General features: G+C 71.1%; 16 protein-coding genes. 7 read left to right on the top strand and 9 right to left on the bottom strand.

The window, feature by feature from the left end:
- Together Voc01_RS30355 and Voc01_RS30360 are read right to left on the bottom strand one after the other, a co-directional pair.
- Nucleotides 1-269 (bottom strand): sigma factor (locus Voc01_RS30355; protein ID WP_275423766.1); only part of this gene is annotated, 269 nt, incomplete at its 3' end.
- A 79-nt stretch (nucleotides 270-348) separates the two neighbouring features.
- The gene (locus tag Voc01_RS30360; RefSeq protein ID WP_203931030.1) at nucleotides 349-519 is read right to left on the bottom strand and encodes a hypothetical protein; all 171 of its coding nucleotides are present in this window, start codon (nucleotides 517-519) and stop codon (nucleotides 349-351) included.
- 111 nt (nucleotides 520-630) lie between these two features.
- On the opposite strand from Voc01_RS30360, the gene Voc01_RS30365 reads away from it, so the two are divergent.
- The 5 genes from Voc01_RS30365 to Voc01_RS53315 all read left to right on the top strand — a co-directional run bounded on the left by Voc01_RS30365 (nucleotide 631) and on the right by Voc01_RS53315 (nucleotide 6324).
- The gene (locus Voc01_RS30365; protein ID WP_203931031.1) at nucleotides 631-1794 is read left to right on the top strand and encodes a sensor histidine kinase; all 1164 of its coding nucleotides are present in this window, start codon (nucleotides 631-633) and stop codon (nucleotides 1792-1794) included.
- Nucleotides 1795-1865: 71 nt separating this feature from the next.
- Nucleotides 1866-2486 (top strand): response regulator, encoded by a 621-nt coding sequence (locus Voc01_RS30370; protein ID WP_203931110.1) that lies wholly within the window; start codon nucleotides 1866-1868, stop codon nucleotides 2484-2486.
- 12 nt (nucleotides 2487-2498) lie between these two features.
- Nucleotides 2499-3107: an SAM-dependent methyltransferase gene (locus Voc01_RS30375; protein ID WP_203931032.1), complete on the top strand. Its 609-nt coding sequence runs from the start codon at nucleotides 2499-2501 to the stop codon at nucleotides 3105-3107.
- A 198-nt stretch (nucleotides 3108-3305) separates the two neighbouring features.
- A complete protein-coding gene (locus Voc01_RS30380) occupies nucleotides 3306-3944 on the top strand; it encodes a GOLPH3/VPS74 family protein (RefSeq protein WP_203931033.1) in 639 nt (212 codons plus the stop codon).
- Between the two features lie 130 nt (nucleotides 3945-4074).
- Nucleotides 4075-6324, top strand: a complete 2250-nt coding sequence (locus Voc01_RS53315) for a GNAT family N-acetyltransferase (protein WP_239160584.1) — start codon at nucleotides 4075-4077, stop codon at nucleotides 6322-6324.
- Between the two features lie 618 nt (nucleotides 6325-6942).
- Here the strand turns inward: Voc01_RS53315 and Voc01_RS30390 are convergent.
- The 5 genes from Voc01_RS30390 to Voc01_RS30410 all read right to left on the bottom strand — a co-directional run bounded on the left by Voc01_RS30390 (nucleotide 6943) and on the right by Voc01_RS30410 (nucleotide 13004).
- Nucleotides 6943-9342, bottom strand: coding sequence for a penicillin acylase family protein (locus Voc01_RS30390; protein ID WP_203931034.1), 2400 nt, complete (start codon nucleotides 9340-9342; stop codon nucleotides 6943-6945).
- Nucleotides 9343-9549: 207 nt separating this feature from the next.
- The gene (locus tag Voc01_RS30395; protein ID WP_203931035.1) at nucleotides 9550-10110 is read right to left on the bottom strand and encodes a pyruvoyl-dependent arginine decarboxylase; all 561 of its coding nucleotides are present in this window, start codon (nucleotides 10108-10110) and stop codon (nucleotides 9550-9552) included.
- Between the two features lie 80 nt (nucleotides 10111-10190).
- Entirely contained in the window at nucleotides 10191-10739 is a 549-nt protein-coding gene (locus tag Voc01_RS30400) for a hypothetical protein (protein WP_203931036.1), read from the bottom strand.
- 172 nt (nucleotides 10740-10911) lie between these two features.
- Nucleotides 10912-11811, bottom strand: coding sequence for an NADP-dependent oxidoreductase (locus Voc01_RS30405; RefSeq protein ID WP_203931037.1), 900 nt, complete (start codon nucleotides 11809-11811; stop codon nucleotides 10912-10914).
- A complete protein-coding gene (locus Voc01_RS30410) occupies nucleotides 11808-13004 on the bottom strand; it encodes a metal-dependent hydrolase family protein (protein ID WP_203931038.1) in 1197 nt (398 codons plus the stop codon). Before Voc01_RS30410 ends, Voc01_RS30405 begins: the two co-directional genes overlap by 4 nt.
- Before the next feature lie 506 nt (nucleotides 13005-13510).
- On the opposite strand from Voc01_RS30410, the gene Voc01_RS30415 reads away from it, so the two are divergent.
- On the top strand, nucleotides 13511-14014 hold the full coding sequence (locus Voc01_RS30415; RefSeq protein ID WP_203931039.1) for a hemerythrin domain-containing protein: 504 nt from the start codon (nucleotides 13511-13513) through the stop codon (nucleotides 14012-14014).
- A gap of 312 nt (nucleotides 14015-14326) precedes the next feature.
- Here Voc01_RS30415 and Voc01_RS30420 read toward each other — a convergent pair whose 3' ends face one another.
- A complete protein-coding gene (locus Voc01_RS30420; RefSeq protein ID WP_203931040.1) occupies nucleotides 14327-15004 on the bottom strand; it encodes a response regulator transcription factor in 678 nt (225 codons plus the stop codon).
- Nucleotides 15001-16425: a sensor histidine kinase gene (locus Voc01_RS30425; protein WP_203931041.1), complete on the bottom strand. Its 1425-nt coding sequence runs from the start codon at nucleotides 16423-16425 to the stop codon at nucleotides 15001-15003. The genes Voc01_RS30420 and Voc01_RS30425 overlap by 4 nt, the downstream gene beginning before the upstream one ends.
- A gap of 171 nt (nucleotides 16426-16596) precedes the next feature.
- On the opposite strand from Voc01_RS30425, the gene Voc01_RS30430 reads away from it, so the two are divergent.
- A complete protein-coding gene (locus Voc01_RS30430; protein WP_203931042.1) occupies nucleotides 16597-18885 on the top strand; it encodes an MMPL family transporter in 2289 nt (762 codons plus the stop codon).
- Nucleotides 18886-18965: the final 80 nt, after the last annotated feature.

Below are 18965 nucleotides of genomic sequence, written 5' to 3' on the forward strand. Positions count from 1 at the left end.
GGTTCGGGCACGGTCGGCGTGAGGCGGATGCGGGTCCACGGCCGGCGGCGCTCCTCGAGAAAGCGTCGCAGCAGCATCCGGTGGACGTACGCGTCGACGTGCTCGACGGCGCGTACCCGGTGCCAGTTGGTGTAGACCCGCACCAGCGTCTCCTGGACGACGTCGGCCGCGAGATGCCTGTCGCCGCAGAGCACGTAGGCCATCCGGCGGAGCCGGTCGAGGCTCGCACGGGCGTACTCGACGTACTCGCGTTCCAGGTCCGCTCGCATCCGACCGCCTCCTCGCGGGTGCTCCCCGAGGGGAAATGCGACGAGTGGGTCGCCGGGTTGCACGGCGACCGGCATCAATTCATGTGCGCCTCCACACCAGGCCGCGCACGACCCACAGTCCACCGATGATCACACCACCGACGACCGCGGTCGGCGCGACCGTGATGTCGAGCGCGGCCAGCACGGCGATGATGGCTCCGTACAGGATGGACAGCCCGACGAGGATGCGGGCCGACGTTTCTTTCGTCATGGCCGTCGATCCTGGTTCACCCCGCCGCCGCGCCGTAACCGCCGCCAGACGGGGACGTCCCTCCCCCTACAGTCGGATGCGCGCCGCCCGACCCGCTGGGATGCTGTGCCGATGGTCGACGGGGAAGCCGATGCCGGTGTGCACGAGTGGCACCGCACCGTCCGCGGCTGGCACGTCGCGTTCGCGGTGCTGGCCGCGCTCACGTGCGTCCTGGTGACGACCAACGACGAGCCCGGCGGGTCCCGACGCTACGCCGCGCTCGGCGTGCTTCTGGCGCTGGTCGGGTGGTACGTGGCGGTCGGTGCGCGGGCGCTGCTGCGTGAGCCCGGTCCGGTCGGGCGGTTGTACGTGCTGGGCGCGGTGCCGCTCACCGTCGCGTTGTTCGCGCTCGACCCCGTCGGGTCGATCATGCTGTTCCTGTTGTATCCGCACGTGTGGGCGCTGCTGCCGATGCGGCGGGCGGTGGTGGTGACGGTGGTCGCGGTCGTCTCCACGGGTCTGGTGATGGTCGGCGGCAGCGGATGGTGGCTCGAGGTCTCGGTGACGGCGGTCGTCGGGCTGGTGGTGGCGCTGGCGCTGGGCGTGTGGATCACGCGGGTCATCGAGCAGAGCCGGCAGCGGGCGCAGCTGGTCGCCGAGCTGGAGGCCACACGTGCCGAGCTGGCCGAGGTGAGCCGGCGGGCCGGCGCGATGTCCGAACGCGAACGGCTCGCCCACGACGTGCACGACACGCTGGCGCAGGGCTTCGCCAGCGTGCTGCTGCTCCTGCAGGCCGCGGAGACGGCCTCCGATCTCGACGCCGCCCGTCACCACATCTGCCGCGCGCAGACCACCGCCCGCGAGAACCTGGCCGAGGCGCGGGCACTGATCGCCGACCTGGCCCCGCCCGCGCTGCACGGCGGGTCGCTGCCCGACGCGCTGGCGCAGCTGGTCGAGCGGCTCAGCGGCGACCTCGACGTGCGCCCCGAACTCACGGTGGTCGGCCGGCCCCGGGTCCTGCTGGCCGACCACGACGTGGTGCTGCTGCGGGTCGCGCAGGAGGCGCTGGCCAACGTCCGCCGGCATGCGGGCGCGTCGTGCGTCGACGTATCGCTGCGCTACGAGGAGGAGGCGGTGGTGCTGCGGGTGGCGGACGACGGGCGTGGCTTCGATCCGTCCACTGTGGTCGGTGGGTTCGGGTTGCCGGGCATGCGGTCGCGGGTGGAACAGGTCGGCGGGGCGTTCTCGGTGACACCCGGCGCACCGGCCGGAACCGTCGTGGAGGCGCGGCTGTGAGCGCGGCTGTGAGCGGGGCCGGGGGCGCACCGGGCGGCGCGGCCGGCAGCGCGGACGGCGGCGGGAGCGCTGTGCGGGTGCTGATCGTCGACGATCATCCGGTGGTCCGGGAAGGGCTGCGCGCCGTGCTCGGCGCCGAGTCCGATGTGGAGGTGGTCGCGGAGTGCGGAACCGGTGGTGACGCGGTACGGCTGGCCGCCGAGCTGCGTCCCGACGTGGTGCTCATGGACCTGCGCCTGCCCGACCTCGACGGGGTCGAGGCCACACGGCGCATCGTGGCGGCCGCGTCGGCGCACGTGCTGGTCCTCACCACGTACGACACCGACGGCGACATCGCCCGCGCTGTCGCCGCCGGCGCCACCGGCTACCTGCTGAAGGAGAGCCCCCGCCGGGAGCTGGCCGCGGCGGTGCGCTCGGCGGCGCGGGGCGAGACGGTGCTGGCCGCGACGGTGGCGGCGAAGCTGGTCAGCAGCGTGCGGGCGAGCCGGCCGGCGCTGACCCCGCGGGAACTGGAGGTGCTGCGCTGTATCGCCGACGGCCGGTCGAACCCGGAGACGGGGCGCCTGCTGTTCATCAGCGAGACCACGGTGAAGAGCCACGTCACCCGGATCTTCGAGAAGCTGTCCGTCAACGACCGCACGGCCGCGGTGACGGTCGCCATCGCGCGGGGGATCCTTCCACCGCCCGTGTAGCAAGCGCGACAGATGCCGCGCCTGCGCGCGACCGAGGTCGCGCTGCACCGTGGCGACGCCGGTCCGCGGGCGGCCCTGTGGTCGCACGACGATCTGGTGACGCTGTTCGGTGCCGAGACCAACCGCAGCGGCTGGACCGAGCTCGGTTCCTGGTGTTCGGCGCGGGCGCTGTACACCGACGTCGGCCCGGCGATCGTCGCGGCCGGGCGCGACCTCGTCGCCGGCCTGGAGCGGGTCGACTACGTCCACGGCGACGCCACCGACCTCACCGGCATCGAGCGGGCCGCCGCCGAACGGGTGCTCGACGGACCGCCGGTCGGCCTCGTGGTCCTCGGGCTGGCCGCGTTCCTCGACGACGGCACCCTGGCCCGGGCGCTCGACGCGATGTACGACGCGGCCCCGGCGGGGAGCTGGCTGATCTTCGAAGTGCCGGTCGCGCGATGGCGCCCCGATCCCGCGCAGGAGCCGGAGTCGCGCCCCGATCCCGCGGAGGAGCCGGAGTCGCGCCGCGTCGGGAGCGGAGTTCCGCACCGACGCACCCGTGCCGGACGCGTTCTGGGGAGGAATAGCCACCAAAGCCGCATACACCAAACTCGAAACGCACTCACAGTGCGTTTCTGATCTTGTCCACTTGGCTCTACGCCACCTGGCCGATGTCTCTACGCCCCCCGTCGCAAGAATCAAATCTTGTGCAAGCAGCCGACTACCCGGCGCAACAGGGCGCCGGGTGCGGCACTGCCACCCGGGTGATCGGTACCAGGCATCGCCGCCGAACCGCGCCGACACCCATAGACGTGGGCCAAAGGGGGCGTGGCGGCGTTGCTGGCTGACCAGTTCTTCCTTATCGCACATGAGGACCGCACCGGAAAGTCGCGCCTGCATCCGCGCGCGACGAGCCTGGGACTCGCCGCCGGGTTGCTCGGCGAGCTGATGATGCAGGGTCGGGTCCGTGCCGTCGACGGCGAGCTGTTCGTCGTCAACCCGGAACCGCCCGGAGACGCGCTCGCACACGACGTCCTCGACCTGCTCATCGCCCAACGACACCACCGTGAGCTGCGGACCTGGCTGGCCTTCCTGGCCCAGGACGCCGCGGAGCGGGTGGGCGAACGCCTGATCCGGGCCGGCGTGCTGGAACCGGTGGTGCGCCGGCGCCTGCTCAGCACCACGACCTACTACATGCCGATGAGCTCCGACCAGCGCAACAGGGCCGCGTGGATCCAGGTCCGGTTGGCGAACATCCTGGTGCAGGGCCGCGTCGTGGACATCACCGACCGGGCCCTCGCCGGCCTCGTCGCCGCGACCGGCCTGACCCGGCACGTGCTGTGGGACCTTCCCGTGCACCGGCCCGGACTCGGCCACCTGAACAACGTCGTCGAGTCGCTGCCGACCGACCTGCGCGAACTCGTCGATCACACCGAGGCGGCCGTCGGGTCCGTACTGGCGGCCGGACGCCGATGAACCTACCGCCGTGCTGACGCGTGAACTAGTTACCGTGCGAGGTCGGGGAATCACCCTACGTTCGCGCGGTCGCCACCACCTCATCAGGCGGGGGCGAAACTCCAACATCCATGCCTGGAGGCCAGTGAACATGACGCGACCAGAACCTGCCGCACCCGACATCGTGACGCGGGCACTGGCCCGCGACCGGCTCGGAGTGCCCTCGGTGGTGTTCTTCGGGGTCGCCGGTGCGGCGCCGCTGACCGTCATCCTGGGCGCGGTCACCACGATCTACGCCGTCGTCGGCAGCACCGTGGTGCCGGTGTCGTACCTGATCGCCGCGGCGATCCTGGCGATCTTCACCGTCGGGTTCGTGGCGATGAGCCGGCACATCGTCAACTCCGGCGCCTTCTACTCCTACATCAGCCAGGGCCTGGGCCGGGTGACCGGCGTGGGCGCGGCCTTCGTCGCCCTGCCCGCCTACGCGGTGATGCAGATCGGCCTGTTCGGGCTGTTCGGGGTGGTGGCGTCCGGGATCCTGGAGGCGGCCGGCCTGCATTACGGCTGGTTCCCGTGCGCGCTGGTCGCCTGGTTGCTCGTGTCGATCCTCGGTCTGCTCTGGGTCGACCTCAGCGGCAAGGTGCTCGCCGTCCTGCTCGTCGCCGAGATCACGATCGTGCTGATCTACGACCTCGTGATGATCCTGAACCCGGCCGGCGGCTCGGTCACGTTCGAGACCCTCGCGCCGACCAACGCGCTCACGCCCGAGTTCGCGGCACTGCTCGTGGTCGCGATCGGCGGCTTCGTCGGGTTCGAGGCCACCGTCGTGCTGTCGGAGGAGGCGAAGGACCCCAAGCGGACGATCTCCCGCGCGACCCAGTGGGCGGTGCTCCTGCCCGGCCTGCTGTGCGCGCTGTCGGCGTGGGCGATGTCGGTCAGCACCGGTCCCGACAAGATCGTGCAGTCGGCGCAGACCGACGAGACCGACCTGGTGTTCAACCTGGTCGCCCCCCACCTGCCGGCCATGTTCGTGCAGATCGGCTACATCCTGTTCCTCACCAGTGTCTTCGCCGCGCTGCTGGCCTTCCACGCCGCGGTCGCCCGGTACCAGTTCGCGCTCGGCCGCGAGCGCGTGCTGCCGTCGGCGTGGGGACGCACGCACCCGCGCACCGGCGCGCCGCTGCTCGGCTCGATCACCCAGAGCGTGGTGGCGCTCGGCGTCCTGATCACCTACGCCGCCTTCAAGCTCGACCCGCTGGTGCACCTGTTCGCGTGGCTGACCACCGCCGGCGGACTGGGCGTGCTGATCCTGATGTGGGGCGCGTCGCTCGCGGTCATGGTGTTCTTCCTCCGCAACCGGCTGGAGAACATCTGGCGCGGCCAGGTCGCACCGTTCATCGCGTTCCTGTTCCTCAGCGTCATCCTGCTGGCGACCATCGTCGGCCTCGGCGACCTGCTCGGCGTGCCGGACGACTCGATCTTCAACTGGGTGTTCCCGGCGTCCTACGCGGTCTTCGCGCTGATCGGGTTCGTGTGGGCGCTCGTCATGCGCGCGGCGCGTCCGGAGGTCTACGCCGCGATCGGTCGCGGCGCGGACTTCAGGCCGTCGTCGGCGAATCCGGGACCGGCGGGGAGCGGCGCCCAGCACGCGCTGACCCCGGTGAACGGCAACCGCCCCAACGGGACCCGCGTGAGCGTCGGCCACGAGGGCCGCAAGCCGCTCGGCTACGACATCAAGGAGGTCGTCATCCGCGACGTCGAACCCGTGGACAGCGCCGAGGTGTGCGCGCTCCTCGCCGGCACGATCGGCGAGCAGGCCGTCGCCCGGTGGCTGATGCCCGACGCGCTCGCCCGACGCGAGACCAGCCCCGCGTACTTCGAGATCTTCGTGGACCACGCCGTGCAGCACGGCGAGATCTACGCGACCGTCGACCCGGGCAGCGGCGAGCTCGTCGGTGCCGCCCTGTGGTTCCCGTTCACGCGGCCGATCCCACCCCCGCGCGACTACGACCTGCGGCTCAAGGACGTCTGCGGCCCGTCGTTCGACCGGGTACGCGAGCTCGACGCCGCGCTGGAGGTGCACCACCCGGTCCACCCGCACCACTACCTCGCGTTCCTCGCGGTGCGTCCCGACAAGCAGAACCTGGGCATCGGCAGCGCGCTGCTCGCACGTCACCACGCCCGGACCGACGCCGCGGACATCCCGGTGTACCTGGAGGCCAACGACCTCCGCAACCGCGACCTGTACCTGCGACACGGATACGTCGTCGAATCGATGATCCAGCTCCCTGACGGCGGCCCACCGATCTGGCCGATGTCCCGCTCGCCGCGCTCGCTGCGCCCGACCCAGCAACCGACCCAGCAGCTGGCGATCACGGCGGGAAGCTCGTTCGGCAGGTAGGCCGTTCACAGCGGGCGCCGGCTCCCTACGCCCTCGGGAGCCGGCGCCCGTTCCCGTGCACCCACCGCGACGCGCGCTCCGCGCAGGACGCACCGGGCCAGGCCACGCCACCGGGAGGCGCCGCGCCGCTGGCAGGGGCGGTGCCACCGGCAACGGCGGTGCCACCGGCAACGGCGGTGCCACTGGCAAGGGCCGCACCACTCGCAAAGGCCGCGCCACCAGCAAGGGCCGCGCCACCAGCAAGGGCCGCACTACCAGCAAGGGCCGCACTACCAGCAAGGGCCGCGCCACCCGGCTGCGCCACCCGGCCGCGCCACCGGCGGGGCGCGCCGCCCGCTCGGCCTGTCGACGGCCGCGCGCGCCGGCGTTTCGGGTACGGCCGAGCCCACCCACCACGGCTGGCCGCCGAGGAGCACCGCCCGCGACCGTCCTCCGCCCAGAACGCCGGCACCCACCAGGCAAGATCGCCGTCCGAGGACAGAACGCGAAGCGTGGCTCCAGGTTCGTTCCTCGGACGGCGATCATGACGCCCCGCCCCCATAAACGACGCTCGATCCAGTGCGCCCCGGAGCACCGGAAGCGCACTGGATCGAGCGTCGTCACACTATTAAAGGAAGCTCACAACGACACGACCACCTTGATCGACAGGGCCGGGTCGCCCGAGATCTGGGACTCGGTCCACTTGCAGTCGCGGAGTTTCTTCTGCGCGTAGAGCCTCGTCTGGTCGGCGAAGTTCGGGGACGCGGGATCCGTGGACTCGCTGAACGTCAGGATGCACTTGGCGTCCAGGCCCTGGGCCGTGTAGCCGATCGTCAGCAGGAAGCTGGTGCCGTAGTTGATGACGTAGCCCTTGGTCGTCAGGTCGGTGCCGGGCACCGGGGTTCCGGCGTCGAACACGGGCTCCAGCGAGGTGCCCGGCGCGGGCGAGTACTCGGCCATGTTCGCGATACCGACGTCCTCGGTGGAGCCCGGAACGGGGATGCGGTCGGAGCCCTTCAGCGTGTACTGCACCGCGTCCATCCGCACGTTCAGGGCGAAGCCCAGTGCGCGCATCCGTTGCATCGCCCGGCCCAGGCCTTCGAGCAGGGCGGCCGGGTCGTCGGGTGCGCCGCGCGGGGTGTTGGTCGGGCTCGCCGGGTTGAACGCGACCCCGAACAGCGGACCGGCCTCGTTCAGCGCGCTCATCGAGCCGCCGGTCACCGAGAAGATCGTCTCGCGCCACAGCACCGCGCCGCGGCTCGTGGTCTCGAAACGCTTGTCCCAGGCGGCGAGCACGTCGCAGCCGGGGCGCAGGTCGACCGGCGTGCCGTCGACGTCGATGGGCGTGCCGCCCTGTGCGCGGCAGGCCGACACCGTGGCGGCGGCCAGCTCGTCGGCCGTGTAGTTGCTGCCGGAGAGGATCGCGGTGCCCAGGCCGGCGACGCTGAAGCGGCCCCGCGAGTCGACCGTGCCCGGCTCGCGGCCCTGGATCAGCTTCAGGTTCTGCCTCGTCCGCACCGACAGCGGCGTGCCCTCCGGACCCTGCAGCGGGGAGAACCCGGTCAGCCGCTGCGTCTGATGCGGCACCCAGTGGCTGTCGTTGGAGTTGAAGACATAGTCGCGGCGGGTCGTCTGTGGTTGCTGTGCGAAAGGAATGAGACCGGGTGAGCGCGCGCCCGGCACCGCCAGCCACGCGTTCGAGCTGTCGGAGCCGTTGAGCGCGCCGAGCGGGTGGGCGGCCCACTCCTCGATCGACGACTGCCGCAGGGCGGGTGTCTGCGCCGAGTCGGTGTAGAACGCGTTACCCTTGGCGTCGCTGACGATCGTGTTCACCCACGGGATGCCCTGGTCGCGGGAGATCGCGTCGCGCACGCCGGCGGCGTCCTGCGCCCGCGCGATGGTGAACCACTGCCGGAGCATGCGGTCGTTGTCGAGGTTGGCGTCGTGGTAGGTCATCGCCTGCTCCCTCGTCCAGCCGAAGGACGGGTCCACGAAGGACAGGTCGATCACGGGACCGTACCGCGTCGACCACATCGTGCGGGTCACCGGCACCGGCGCACCGGACCCCGTGTTGACCAGCACCGTGACCTGCTTCCCGGTCATCGCCTCGGCCGCACCGTCGACGTAGTACGTGGTGGGCGAACCCTCGACCAGGTCGACGTAGTAGTAGGTGAAGCGCTGCCCGGTCGCGACGGTGTGCGTCCAGGCGACCTTGTCGGTGAAGCCGATCTGCACGCCCGGGAGTCCGGCGAGCGATCCGCCGTACACGTTCAGCTTGTTCGGGACCGTGAGGTGCGACTCCCAGAACTTCAGCTCGCCCTGCCACGGGAAGTGCGGGTTGGCGACGAGCATGCCCTTGCCGTGCACCGACTTGTCGGCGCCGATGGCCCAGCCGTTGCTGCCGAGGCCGGCCTTGCCGGACTGCTGTGCGTCGAGCTGCTCCAGGGCGTCGGCCGCGGCGGACGGCGGGATCGACAGGGCGGCGGTACCCGGGGGCGACGCGGCGGCGATCAGCGGGACGAGCGGGTTGCCGCTGGCGAGCAGCGCGAGGTCGCGCTGGTAGGCGAGCAGGTCGACGACCGTGATCGGGGCGATCCAGGGCGCGCCGCGGCACCAGCCGGGCACCCGGGCGGCGCCGGTCGTGGCGAGGAAGGCGTTGAAGCCGGCCACGTAGCCGGACGCGAGCTCGCGCTCCTCGGCGGTCAGCCGCGCCTCCTGGGCCCGGGCGAGCTCGACGAGCCCGAGCGCCTTGTAGCCGAAGTCGCTGGCCAGGTTCATGTCGCCGGCACCGGGCCCGTACCAGCGGGACCGTTCGCCGCGGACCTTGACGATCTGGTCGGCCAGGTCGCAGAACCGGTCCTGCGCGAACGCGTAGCCCTGGCCGAAGGTCACGTTGCCGAGCGAGGTGGCGAGCACGTGCGGCACGCCGTAGCTGGTGCGCCGGATGACGGCGGAGTATCCGGCGAACGCCCTCGCCTCGTCGGAGGTCGCCGGGTCGGCCGACGCCGGGCTCGGAAGGATGAGGCTGGAGAAGATCATGGCGGCCGACAGGGCCGCGGCGAGGAAGGCGGAACGGCGCTGAACTGGCCGTCTCTGGTCAGAGGAGGTGCTTCTCTGCACGGCAACTCCGATTTCATCGCGGGAACGGGTTGACGAAGGGTAGGGGAATCAAGACCCTCCGTGCAGAGACTGCCGTGAATGACGATCAACAACATCCGCCAAGTGGCCCGGTTTTTGACCGCTGGCTCACTGACCAGTGGCGGTTCGACGCGAAGCTGCACGTACCCGGGCACCACGGTGGGCGTCTTCTCGCTTGTGGCGCGAAAAACGACGGACGCCGCGCCACGCCGCGGCCTCGAACACGGCGACGACCAGCGCGCAGACGGCCTCGCCGGTGCACTCGGCGCCGGCGACCGCGATGCCGCGTCTGGGGAGGTCGATGCCGCGGTTGCGGCAGAGGGCGTCGAGGGAGTCCGAAATCAGGTGACGGAGTGAGCGCTCGTCGGGTGCGTGGTGCTCGACGAGGAGGCCGCGGCCGGACGCGTCCTGACCCCAGCCGATGCCGGCCCAGGCCTGTTCGCCGGGTGCGGACGCGCGCTCCTGGGCCATGACGCAGTAGAGGCGGTCGCCCCAGCCGCCGGGGGTGCCGACGACGCGGTCGACGATCCGCACGGAGCTGGCCGGCGGCAGCACCGAGCTGAGGTAGATCAGGTTCCGGTCGGCGACCCCGGCCCGCACCAGGGCCGCGTCGAAGGCCGACAGTTCGGTCGGTCCGCGACCGACGGCGCTCGTCACCGGGATGATCATCGATCCTCCTCCGCGCACCGTGCTGGCCGGACGCAAGGCATGTCGCGCATGCGCCCGGCCAGGGCAGGTGACCGCCGCCGTTACGCGGCGGGGAACTCGTACAACCAGAAGGACTGTTCGTCGAGGCGCTCGGTGCGGACCTCGCCGCTGAGGCGGTGCAGCATGAGCGGGACGACGCGGGACATGTGCCGGCTCTGGTCGTTGAAGCGGCACATGTCGAGCGAGATGATGCCGTTCTGGGTCGCGGCCAGGCGGTACATCGCCTCGACCAGTTCGGCGAACGTCGCGGTCGCCGCCTGTGCCTTCGGGTGGATCGCGACGAAGCCGCAGTACCAGATGCGCCGTTCGGCGTAGAGCTCCGGCCAGCGACGCTCGAAGTACGCCGGCGAGATCAGCGGCATCGAGTCGAGGTCGTTGGTGTAGGTCGACATTCCGCACAGGTCGTCGGAGTCGTCGAGGCACAGGTACTTCTGCACCCGTTGGTCGCGCATGACGTCGTCGAACTCGGACCGGTACATGAGGTGGCGCTGCACGGCGTACGCGTTCAGGTCTTTGAACGCCTCGTAGTACAGCGTCCAGGCCTCTTCCAGGAGACTCTCGTGGACTTCGTCGACTACCTTGACATTCATCCCTCAACCCCGATCAGCGGATGAAACCTGAATTGAACCGATGAGCTCCCCGTCACGTAGAGGATATGGTTAGCCACGCTCCGCTAACAACGATGTGTGCCGATCAAATTACTCTGCGCATCGACATCGGCACATATCGTAGCCGGCTAGCGATGTGACACATGGCAATTGGCTAGTCACTGATAGTCGCCAGCGACAGGACCAGCTTGCCGCGGGTGCGGCCGGTGCGGCCGCGGTCGTGCGCCTCGACGACCTTGTCGAACGGGAAGACCTCGTCGACGTGGACGCGGAGGAGGCCGCGCCCGACCAGGTCGGCGAGCCCGCGCAGGCCGGTGACGTCGGGTTCGACGAGGAGCTCGACGCCGTCCTCCCGTGGCCCGGCGACGGAGATGTGGACGCCCCCTTCCCGCAGCCTGATCCCTGACGAGCTGACGAGATCGACCACGATGTCGACGGGGTCCACGGTGGACAGGTCGGTGGTCGTGTAGTCGACGGGATGGTCGACGCCGAGGGTCCGCAGGAAGCCGTGGTTCTCCGCGCGCGCGGTCCCGACGACGAACGCGCCGCGGGCCTTGGCGATCTGCACGGCCAGGTGCCCGACGCCGCCGGCCGCCGCGGTGACCAGCACCCGCTGGCCGGCGGACACCGCCGCGACGTCGACCAGGGCCTGCCACGCGGTGAGGCCGGCGAGCGGGAGCCCGGCGGCCTCGACGAGCGGCATCCCGGCCGGCACGCGCGCGAAGTGCCGCGACGGCCCGGTGACGTACTCGGCGTACGACCCGGCCGGGTGCGGGAACCGCGGCATGCCGAAGACGGCGTCGCCGGGCTTCAGGTGCGTGACGCCGTATCCCACGTCGGCCACGTGGCCGGCGACGTCCCAGCCCAGGCGCAGCGGCGGGCCGTTGTGGAGCGCGGCGATCCAGCCGCCGGCGCTGGCATTCCACTCGACCGGGTTGAGCCCGGCGGCCGCGACCCGCACCAGGATCTCGGTCGGCGCCGGCGACGGGCGGTCGAGCTGCTCCTCGCGGAAGCGGTCGGGTCCGTCGAAGGCGTGCAGGACCATCGCTCTCATACCTCGACGCCTCCCTGGTACACGGCGCGGACGCGCTCCGCGAGAGTGTCCACTTCGGACAGGTCCCCGTCGACGAGAACGAGGTCTGCGATCTTTCCCGGCTCGACCGTTCCCAGGTCTGTTGTTCCCAGTAGTTGCGCGGCTTCCCGGGTTGCGGCGCGCAATGCCTGTGCCGGGGTGAGGCCGCACTCGACCAGCAGCGCCAGCTCGTCGAGGTTCCTGCCGTGCGGGGTGACGCCCGTGTCGGTGCCGAACGCGATGCGCACCCCGGCCTCGATGGCCCGCCGCACCGACTCGCGGTGTGCCCGGATCACCAGGTGCGCCTTCTCGAGCACGTGCTCGGAGATGGCGGCGCCGGCCTCGGCCGCCCGGACCACGCCGTGCGGCGCGATCAGCGTCGGCACCAGCCACGCCTTGTTCTCGACCATCAGCTCGACGGCCTCGTCGTCCAGGAAGATCCCGTGCTCGATGGACCGGACGCCGGCGCGCACGGCGGTCTTGATCCCGTCGGTGGCGGCGGCGTGCGCCATGACCGGGATGCCGGCGGAGGTCGCCTCCTCGACGATGACGGCGACCTCGGCGTCGCGGAAGTGGCCGTGCCGCGGGTCGTCCCGCGCCGACACGACGCCGCCGCTCGTGGCGATCTTGATCACGTCGGCGCCGGCGCGGACGAGCTCACGGACCTTGCGCCGCGCCTCGTCGGTGCCGTCGACCACTCCGGCGGGCCGCCCGGGGTGCGGCACGAAGATCGGTACGTGACAGCCGGAGGCCGCCCACGGGTCTCCGTGGCCGCCGGTCTGGCTGAGCATGCTGATGGCGATCTGCACCCGCGGCCCTTTCACGAGCCCGCGCCGCTGCGCCTCCCGGACGCCGAGGTCGGCGCCACCCGCGTCGCGGACCGTGGTGATCCCCACGTCGAGGGTCTTCCTCATGGAGGTGGCCGCGCGGTAGAACTGCAGCGAGAACGGGTCGTGGAGCCAGCCCAGCGGGTCCAGCCCGTCGATCATGAGGTGCACGTGGCTGTCGATCAGCCCGGGCAGGATCGTCCGTCCGGTGCAGTCGACGGCGTCGTCCCCGTCCAACCCAATGCCGACGGCGACGATCCGATCCCCTTCGACGACGACATCGGCGGGCGCGGGCGGAGCGCCGGTGCCGTCGAACACGGTGCCATTGGTGAAGAGGAGTCGTCGCATCTTCCTCTGCTCTCTTCTACGGGATTTGATCAATACTCTAGACATCGTTCGAGGTCAGGGTTCCGGTCCGACGCCGAAGCCAGGCGGCGGCGACCACCGCAACGGAGCGCGATCGTGCCGAGGACCGCGGATCGGCTGGTGATCGAAAGTGGGGGCGACTTTTCGCGGTTCTGGCGCGGGCGAAACAGCAGAAGGTCGCCACCACTTTCGATCTTGGCTGGCCCGTTGTCGGGGCCGCTCCCGTCGCCACCCCTGTTGATCATCTTCACTGGCGAGAAGGTGAAGTGACACTTCAGGTTTCCGCCAGCAGAGTCGATCATGGGGCTCGGCGGCCGGCGGAACCCTGATCCCGAAAGCTCTTTGGTGAGCGGGTTGCGTTGGGGCTGGACCGTTGCATGCGGCCTGGGCCGTTGCGTGCGGGCCGGGCCGTTGCGTGCGGGCCGGGCCGTTGCGTGCGGGCCGGGCCGTTGCGTGCGGCCTCGGGCTCATGATCGGATAGCAGCGGCATGACAATCGACCATCGCGGCCGTGCGGCCGCTTTCAGTGTCCAGTTGACCCGCGCGCACAACGAGCTGCGCCGCCAGATCAGGTCCCTTCAATCAAACCTGGGCAGCTCCGAGCCCGTTTCCCTGGCGACCCACTGCCTGGCGTTCTGCTCCGCGTTGACCTCCCACCACGAGGGCGAGGACACCGGCATGTTCGCCGAGCTGGCGAAGGCCCGCCCCGACCTCGCCGGAAAGATCGCCAAACTGATCGAGGACCACGAGATGATCGGCACGATCCTCCAACGGGTCGCCGACGTGGCCACGTCCGCCTCGCGCCTCCACTTGCCTGACGGCGCTCCTGCTCCTTCCGACGGTCCTGCGCTGGCGAAGCTGAAGGGTGAGCTCGACGGCCTGGCGGCGATCATGGAGTCGCATTTCCGCTTCGAGGAGCGCACGGTGGGCGCAGCCCTCGACGAGGGCATCACCGACACAGGCTGGACGGGACCGGTATTCCGCCTGGAGTGACCCGCCCGGGAGGAACAGCCCCACAATGACGCGTCGTCGCCCCAGGTGGCTGTCCGGTGTGGTGGAAACACTCACCTCGCTTCCGAGGTACGGCCGTCCCGGATCACGCGGGGCGGGTCTCCTCGGTGCGCCGCCGGACTCGGGACGCCTGTGGCACGAACTTTCCGGCGTTTCCGCGCGCTCTGATCTGGCGGTCTGCGCGCCCTCGATCCCGCGATTCAGCGCCCTGGGTCCGGCTTGTCTGCGCGCCCCTTTTCGTGTGGCCACTCGCGGCAAGACCCGGTGGCCGCTCGCGGCCGGAGGCGGTGGCTTTCAGTGGCCGATGTCGTGGGTGCCGGGCTCGACGAGGGAGCTCTCGTACGCGAAGACCACGATCTGCGTCCTGTCGCGCAGGCCCAGTTTGGTGAGCACGCTGGAGATGTGCGACTTGACCGTGGACGGACCGATCCGCAGCCCGTCGGCGATTTCGGTGTTGGTGGCGCCCCGGGCTACCGCCACCACGACGTCGCGCTCGCGGTCGGTGAGGCGCCGGGCCCGGTCGGCGACCGCGGGGTTGGCGCTCGGCGGCTCCGCGAACCGGCTGATGAGGCGACGGGTGATCGACGGGTCGATCAGCGCACCTCCGTCGGCCACCGTGCGGACGGCGGTGGCGAGCTGCTGGGGCGGGATGTCCTTGAGCACAAAGCCGCTCGCACCGACGCGGAGCGCCTGGTACACGTACTCGTCGGGGTCGAACGTCGTGAGGATGAGCACCCGTACGGGCCAGTCCGCCTCCCGCAGAATCCGGGCGGTGGCCTCCAGCCCGTCGAGGTCGGGCATGCGGATGTCCATGAGAATCACGTCTGGACGGTGCTGCCGGGCGGCGTCGATGGCCTCGTACCCGGTGCCCGCCTCGGCCACCACGTCGATGTCGGCGTGGGTGCGCAGAATCATCGCGAACCCGCCCCTCACCAGTGCCTGGTCATCGACGACGACGACCTTGATGCTCACGCTGTGACTCCGGGGTCCTGGGTTGCTGCCGTTCCGGTGGGGGTGGGAACTCCCGCGGGTGGCCCATGGGCCGCGGACTCCCCCGAGATCGCGGGCGACCCGGTGCCACCGAGCGGGCCCGCACTCCCGAACAGCTCCGTGCCCAGGGACGGCACCGCGCTCCCTGACAGCACCGCGCTCCCTGACGGCACTGCGCTCCCTGACGGCACTGCGCTCCCTGACGGCACCGCTGCCCTGGATGGTGGTGCGCTGGCGGGCGGTATCGCTGCCACGGCGTCGGTCAGGGGAAGGCGCGCGACGACGCGGAAGCCGCCGTCGGGGCGCGGGCCGGTGTCGAGGCTGCCGCCGAGCAGCGTCGCCCGTTCGCGCATCCCGATGATCCCGTGGCCCGGGGGCGACGGCCGCACCGCCGCCACGGCGTCATCGACGACCTCGATGGTGAGCTCCGCTCCGTCGTCCCGGAGCGTGACCTCGGCGTGCGTGCCGCGGCCGCCGTGCTTGAGCACGTTCGTCAGTGCCTCCTGCACGATCCGGTACGTCGACAGCTGCACCCGCATGGGCAGCGGACCTCGTACGCGATCGTCCACGGCGATGTCGAGCCCCGCCGCGCGGACCTGGTCGACCAGCCGGGGCAGGTCGGCGAGACCGGGCTGCGGGCCGACCACGTTGCGCCCGGACTCGGGCCGCAGCACGCCCAGCAGGTGCCGCAGCTCGCTGAGCGCCTGACGACCGGCCCGCTCGACCGCGGCCATCGCCTGACGTGCCGCCTCCGGATCGGTGTCGGCGACGGCCTGTGCCGCCCCGGCCTGCACCGTCATCATGCTGACCTGGTGGGCGACCACGTCGTGCAGCTCGCGGGCGATGTGCGTGCGTTCCTCCGCGATGATCCGGCGCACCTCGTCCTCCTGATGCCTACGCCGCTGAGCCGCGCGCTCGCCGCGCAGCCGCACCTGACGCCCCACGTACCAGATCAGGTACATGACCGAGACGCCGAACCAGATCTCCCCCCAGGCGGTGGACCGGACGAGGCCCTCCGCCACCAGCACGACGGCCACCGCCGCGACGCCGATGAGCCCCGGCCGGATCGCCGCGACGTACCTGCCCACGCTGTAGAGGACGACGACCACGATGAGGCCCAGGTCGTACTCCCCGGTCGGCACCAGCAGTGCCCACCCGACGACCGTGACGCCGAGGACCAGGAGCGGCCTATGCCGACGCAGCCACAGCGCGGTCGCCGCGGCAGCGATCACCAGTACGACCGCGACCGGAAGGTCGGTGACCGCCCGGGTCACCAACGAGTCCTCCGGACCTTCGGTGACCGTGACCGCCAGAGCGAACAGTATGGCCGCGAGTACCGCGTCGGACACCCGTGGCCAGCGCGCGAACGGGCCACGGATGCCGCGGGTGGCCAGTGTCCTCACGTTCGCACCTCCTCGCCGTCGTGTGCCGGGTCCCCACGCTAGGCCAGGTCGGTTGCGGCGTCATCCGCCGCGGGACGGAGGCGCGCACGCCGGTCCCCCGTCTGGAGACGGAGACGAAGCCCCGCCTCGCGCCGGGAGACCGCACGCGACGGACGCCGGACGATGCTCGCCATGGACTCCTTCACCCGACGCCTGGGCACGGCGAGCGCCCGCCGGCCCTGGATCACCATCGCCGCGTGGATCATCGGCGCGATCGTCGTTCTCGGGCTCGCGGGAACGTTCGGTGGCTCGTTCGCCGACGACTTCGTCGCGCCCGGAAGCCAGAGCGAGCACGCGATGCGGTTGCTCGAGGAGCGGTTCCCGGAGGCGACAAACGGCACGGCGCTGGCGGTGTTCGCCGCCCCCGAGGGCGAGCGGCTCGAGCTCCACCGCGCCGCGGTCGACCTCGCGGTACGGCGGATCGCCGATGTCGAACACGTGACCGCGGTGGGAGACCTGACGGTCGCTCCCGACGGGCGGATCGGCTATGCCGAGATCACCTTCGACGCGCCGCCGACCCACCTGGGCACCCACGTCTTCACCGCGATCACCGAGGCGTTGCAACCGGCCAGGCAGGTGGGCCTGACCGCCGAGACCGGAGGCGATGCCGCCTTCATCAACTCCGAGACGCCGACCTCCGGCGCGGAGGCGGTCGGGATCCTCGCCGCGCTCATCGTGCTGGTCGTCGCGTTCGGCGCGATCGTGGCCGCGCTGGCACCGATCGTGCTCGCGCTGGTCGTGGTCGCGGCCGGGCTCGGGGTGATCGCGCTGCTGGCCACGGTGATGGACGTGTCCACCGCGGCGCCGACGACCGCGGCGATGGTGGGGCTCGGGGTCGGCATCGACTACGCCCTGTTCATCGTGGCCCGGTACCGGGAGAACCGGGCGGCGGGACGGGGCAACCGGATCGCGCTCGCTGACGCCATGGGATCGGCGGGTTCGGCGGTCGTGTTCGCGGGCGGGACGATCGTGGTCGCGATGTCGGCGCTCACGTTGACCGGCATGGGGTTCCTCGTCTCGATCGGGTTGAGCACGGCGCTGGTCGTGCTCGGCGCGGTGGCGGCGGCGCTGACGTTGCTGCCCGCGCTGCTCACGTTGCTCGGCGACCGCATCGACCGCGGCCGGTTGCCGCACCGCCTACGTCTTCGTGGTCGGAGGGCGCCTCTCGGCGGCATGACGCCACTTCACGGTGGCGGGACGCCGCTCGGCGCCACGGCAGCGCTTCACGGTGGCGGGACACCGGGCGACGGCACGGCGGCGACGCACGGGTGGGGACGGATGGCCTACGCCGTCTCGCGGCGACCCTGGCCGTACCTCCTCGTCGCGACCGCTTTCCTGCTCCTCCTCGCGGCCCCCACACTCGCGATGCGCACCGGTTTCCCCGACGCCGGCGGCGACTCGACCGACACGGGCCACCGGCGCGCCTACGACCTGCTCGCCGACGGCTTCGGACCCGGGATCAACGGCCCGCTGCTGCTCGTCGTCGACCTGCGTGCGGGTGACACCGACATTCCCGCCCTCACCCGTCGGATCGCCGCCGACCCCGGCATCGCCTCGGTCGGTGACCCGTACTCCTCCCGTACCGGTGACACCGTGGTCCTGCGTCTGGTACCGACCACCGCTCCGGCCGACGCGGCCACGTCGCGGACGCTCGACCGGGTGCGAGACGTCGTTCCCGCCAACGCGTCGGTGTCCGGGCTGACCGCGATGACCACCGACCTCAGCCGGCGCCTCGAACGGATGCTGCCCATCTTCGTCGCGGGGATCCTGGCCGCGTCGTTCGTCCTGCTGCTGCTCGTGTTCCGGTCGGTGGTGGTACCGCTGAAGGCGGTGCTGATGAACCTGCTGTCGATCGGTGCCGCGTACGGGGTCCTGGTCGCGGTGTTCCAGTGGGGATGGCTGCAGGGCGTCATCGGGCTGTCGGAGACCACGGTCATCGCCTCGCCGTTGCCGACGCTCTTCTTCGCCGTCCTCTTCGGGCTGTCGATGGACTACGAGGTGTTCCTGCTGTCGCGGATCCGGGAGGAGTACCGGGCCAGCGGTGACACGGTCGGCTCGGTGGCACGCGGGATCACGGTCACCGGGCGGGTCATCACGTCGGCGGCGCTCATCATGACCGCGGTGTTCCTGGCGTTCGTCGCGAACCCGTCGCCGTTCACCAAGATGGTCGGCCTCGGGTTGGCGACGGCGGTGTTCCTCGACGCGACGGTGGTGCGGCTGGTGCTGGTCCCGGCGCTCATGACCTTGCTGGGCAAGGCGAACTGGTGGCTGCCGGGCTGGCTGGCACGGGTCCTCCCCCGGCTCGACTCGCCCGTGCGCGAGCAGTTCCAACACGACCACGGCGGCGGCGAGCGCGAACTCCGCGAACCACACGATGAGCTTCTGCCAGAGCTATCGCCAGAAGCGTGCCCGACACGGTGATGACGAGCGTCACCGCGGCCTCAGCGGCGTCGGCCTCGTGCGAGCGCAGCGGTCACCGCCGGGGTCGTCGATCATCGACT

Origin of the sequence: Virgisporangium ochraceum (genome assembly GCF_016863655.1) — a bacterium.
Classification (GTDB): Bacteria; Actinomycetota; Actinomycetes; order Mycobacteriales; family Micromonosporaceae; genus Virgisporangium; species Virgisporangium ochraceum.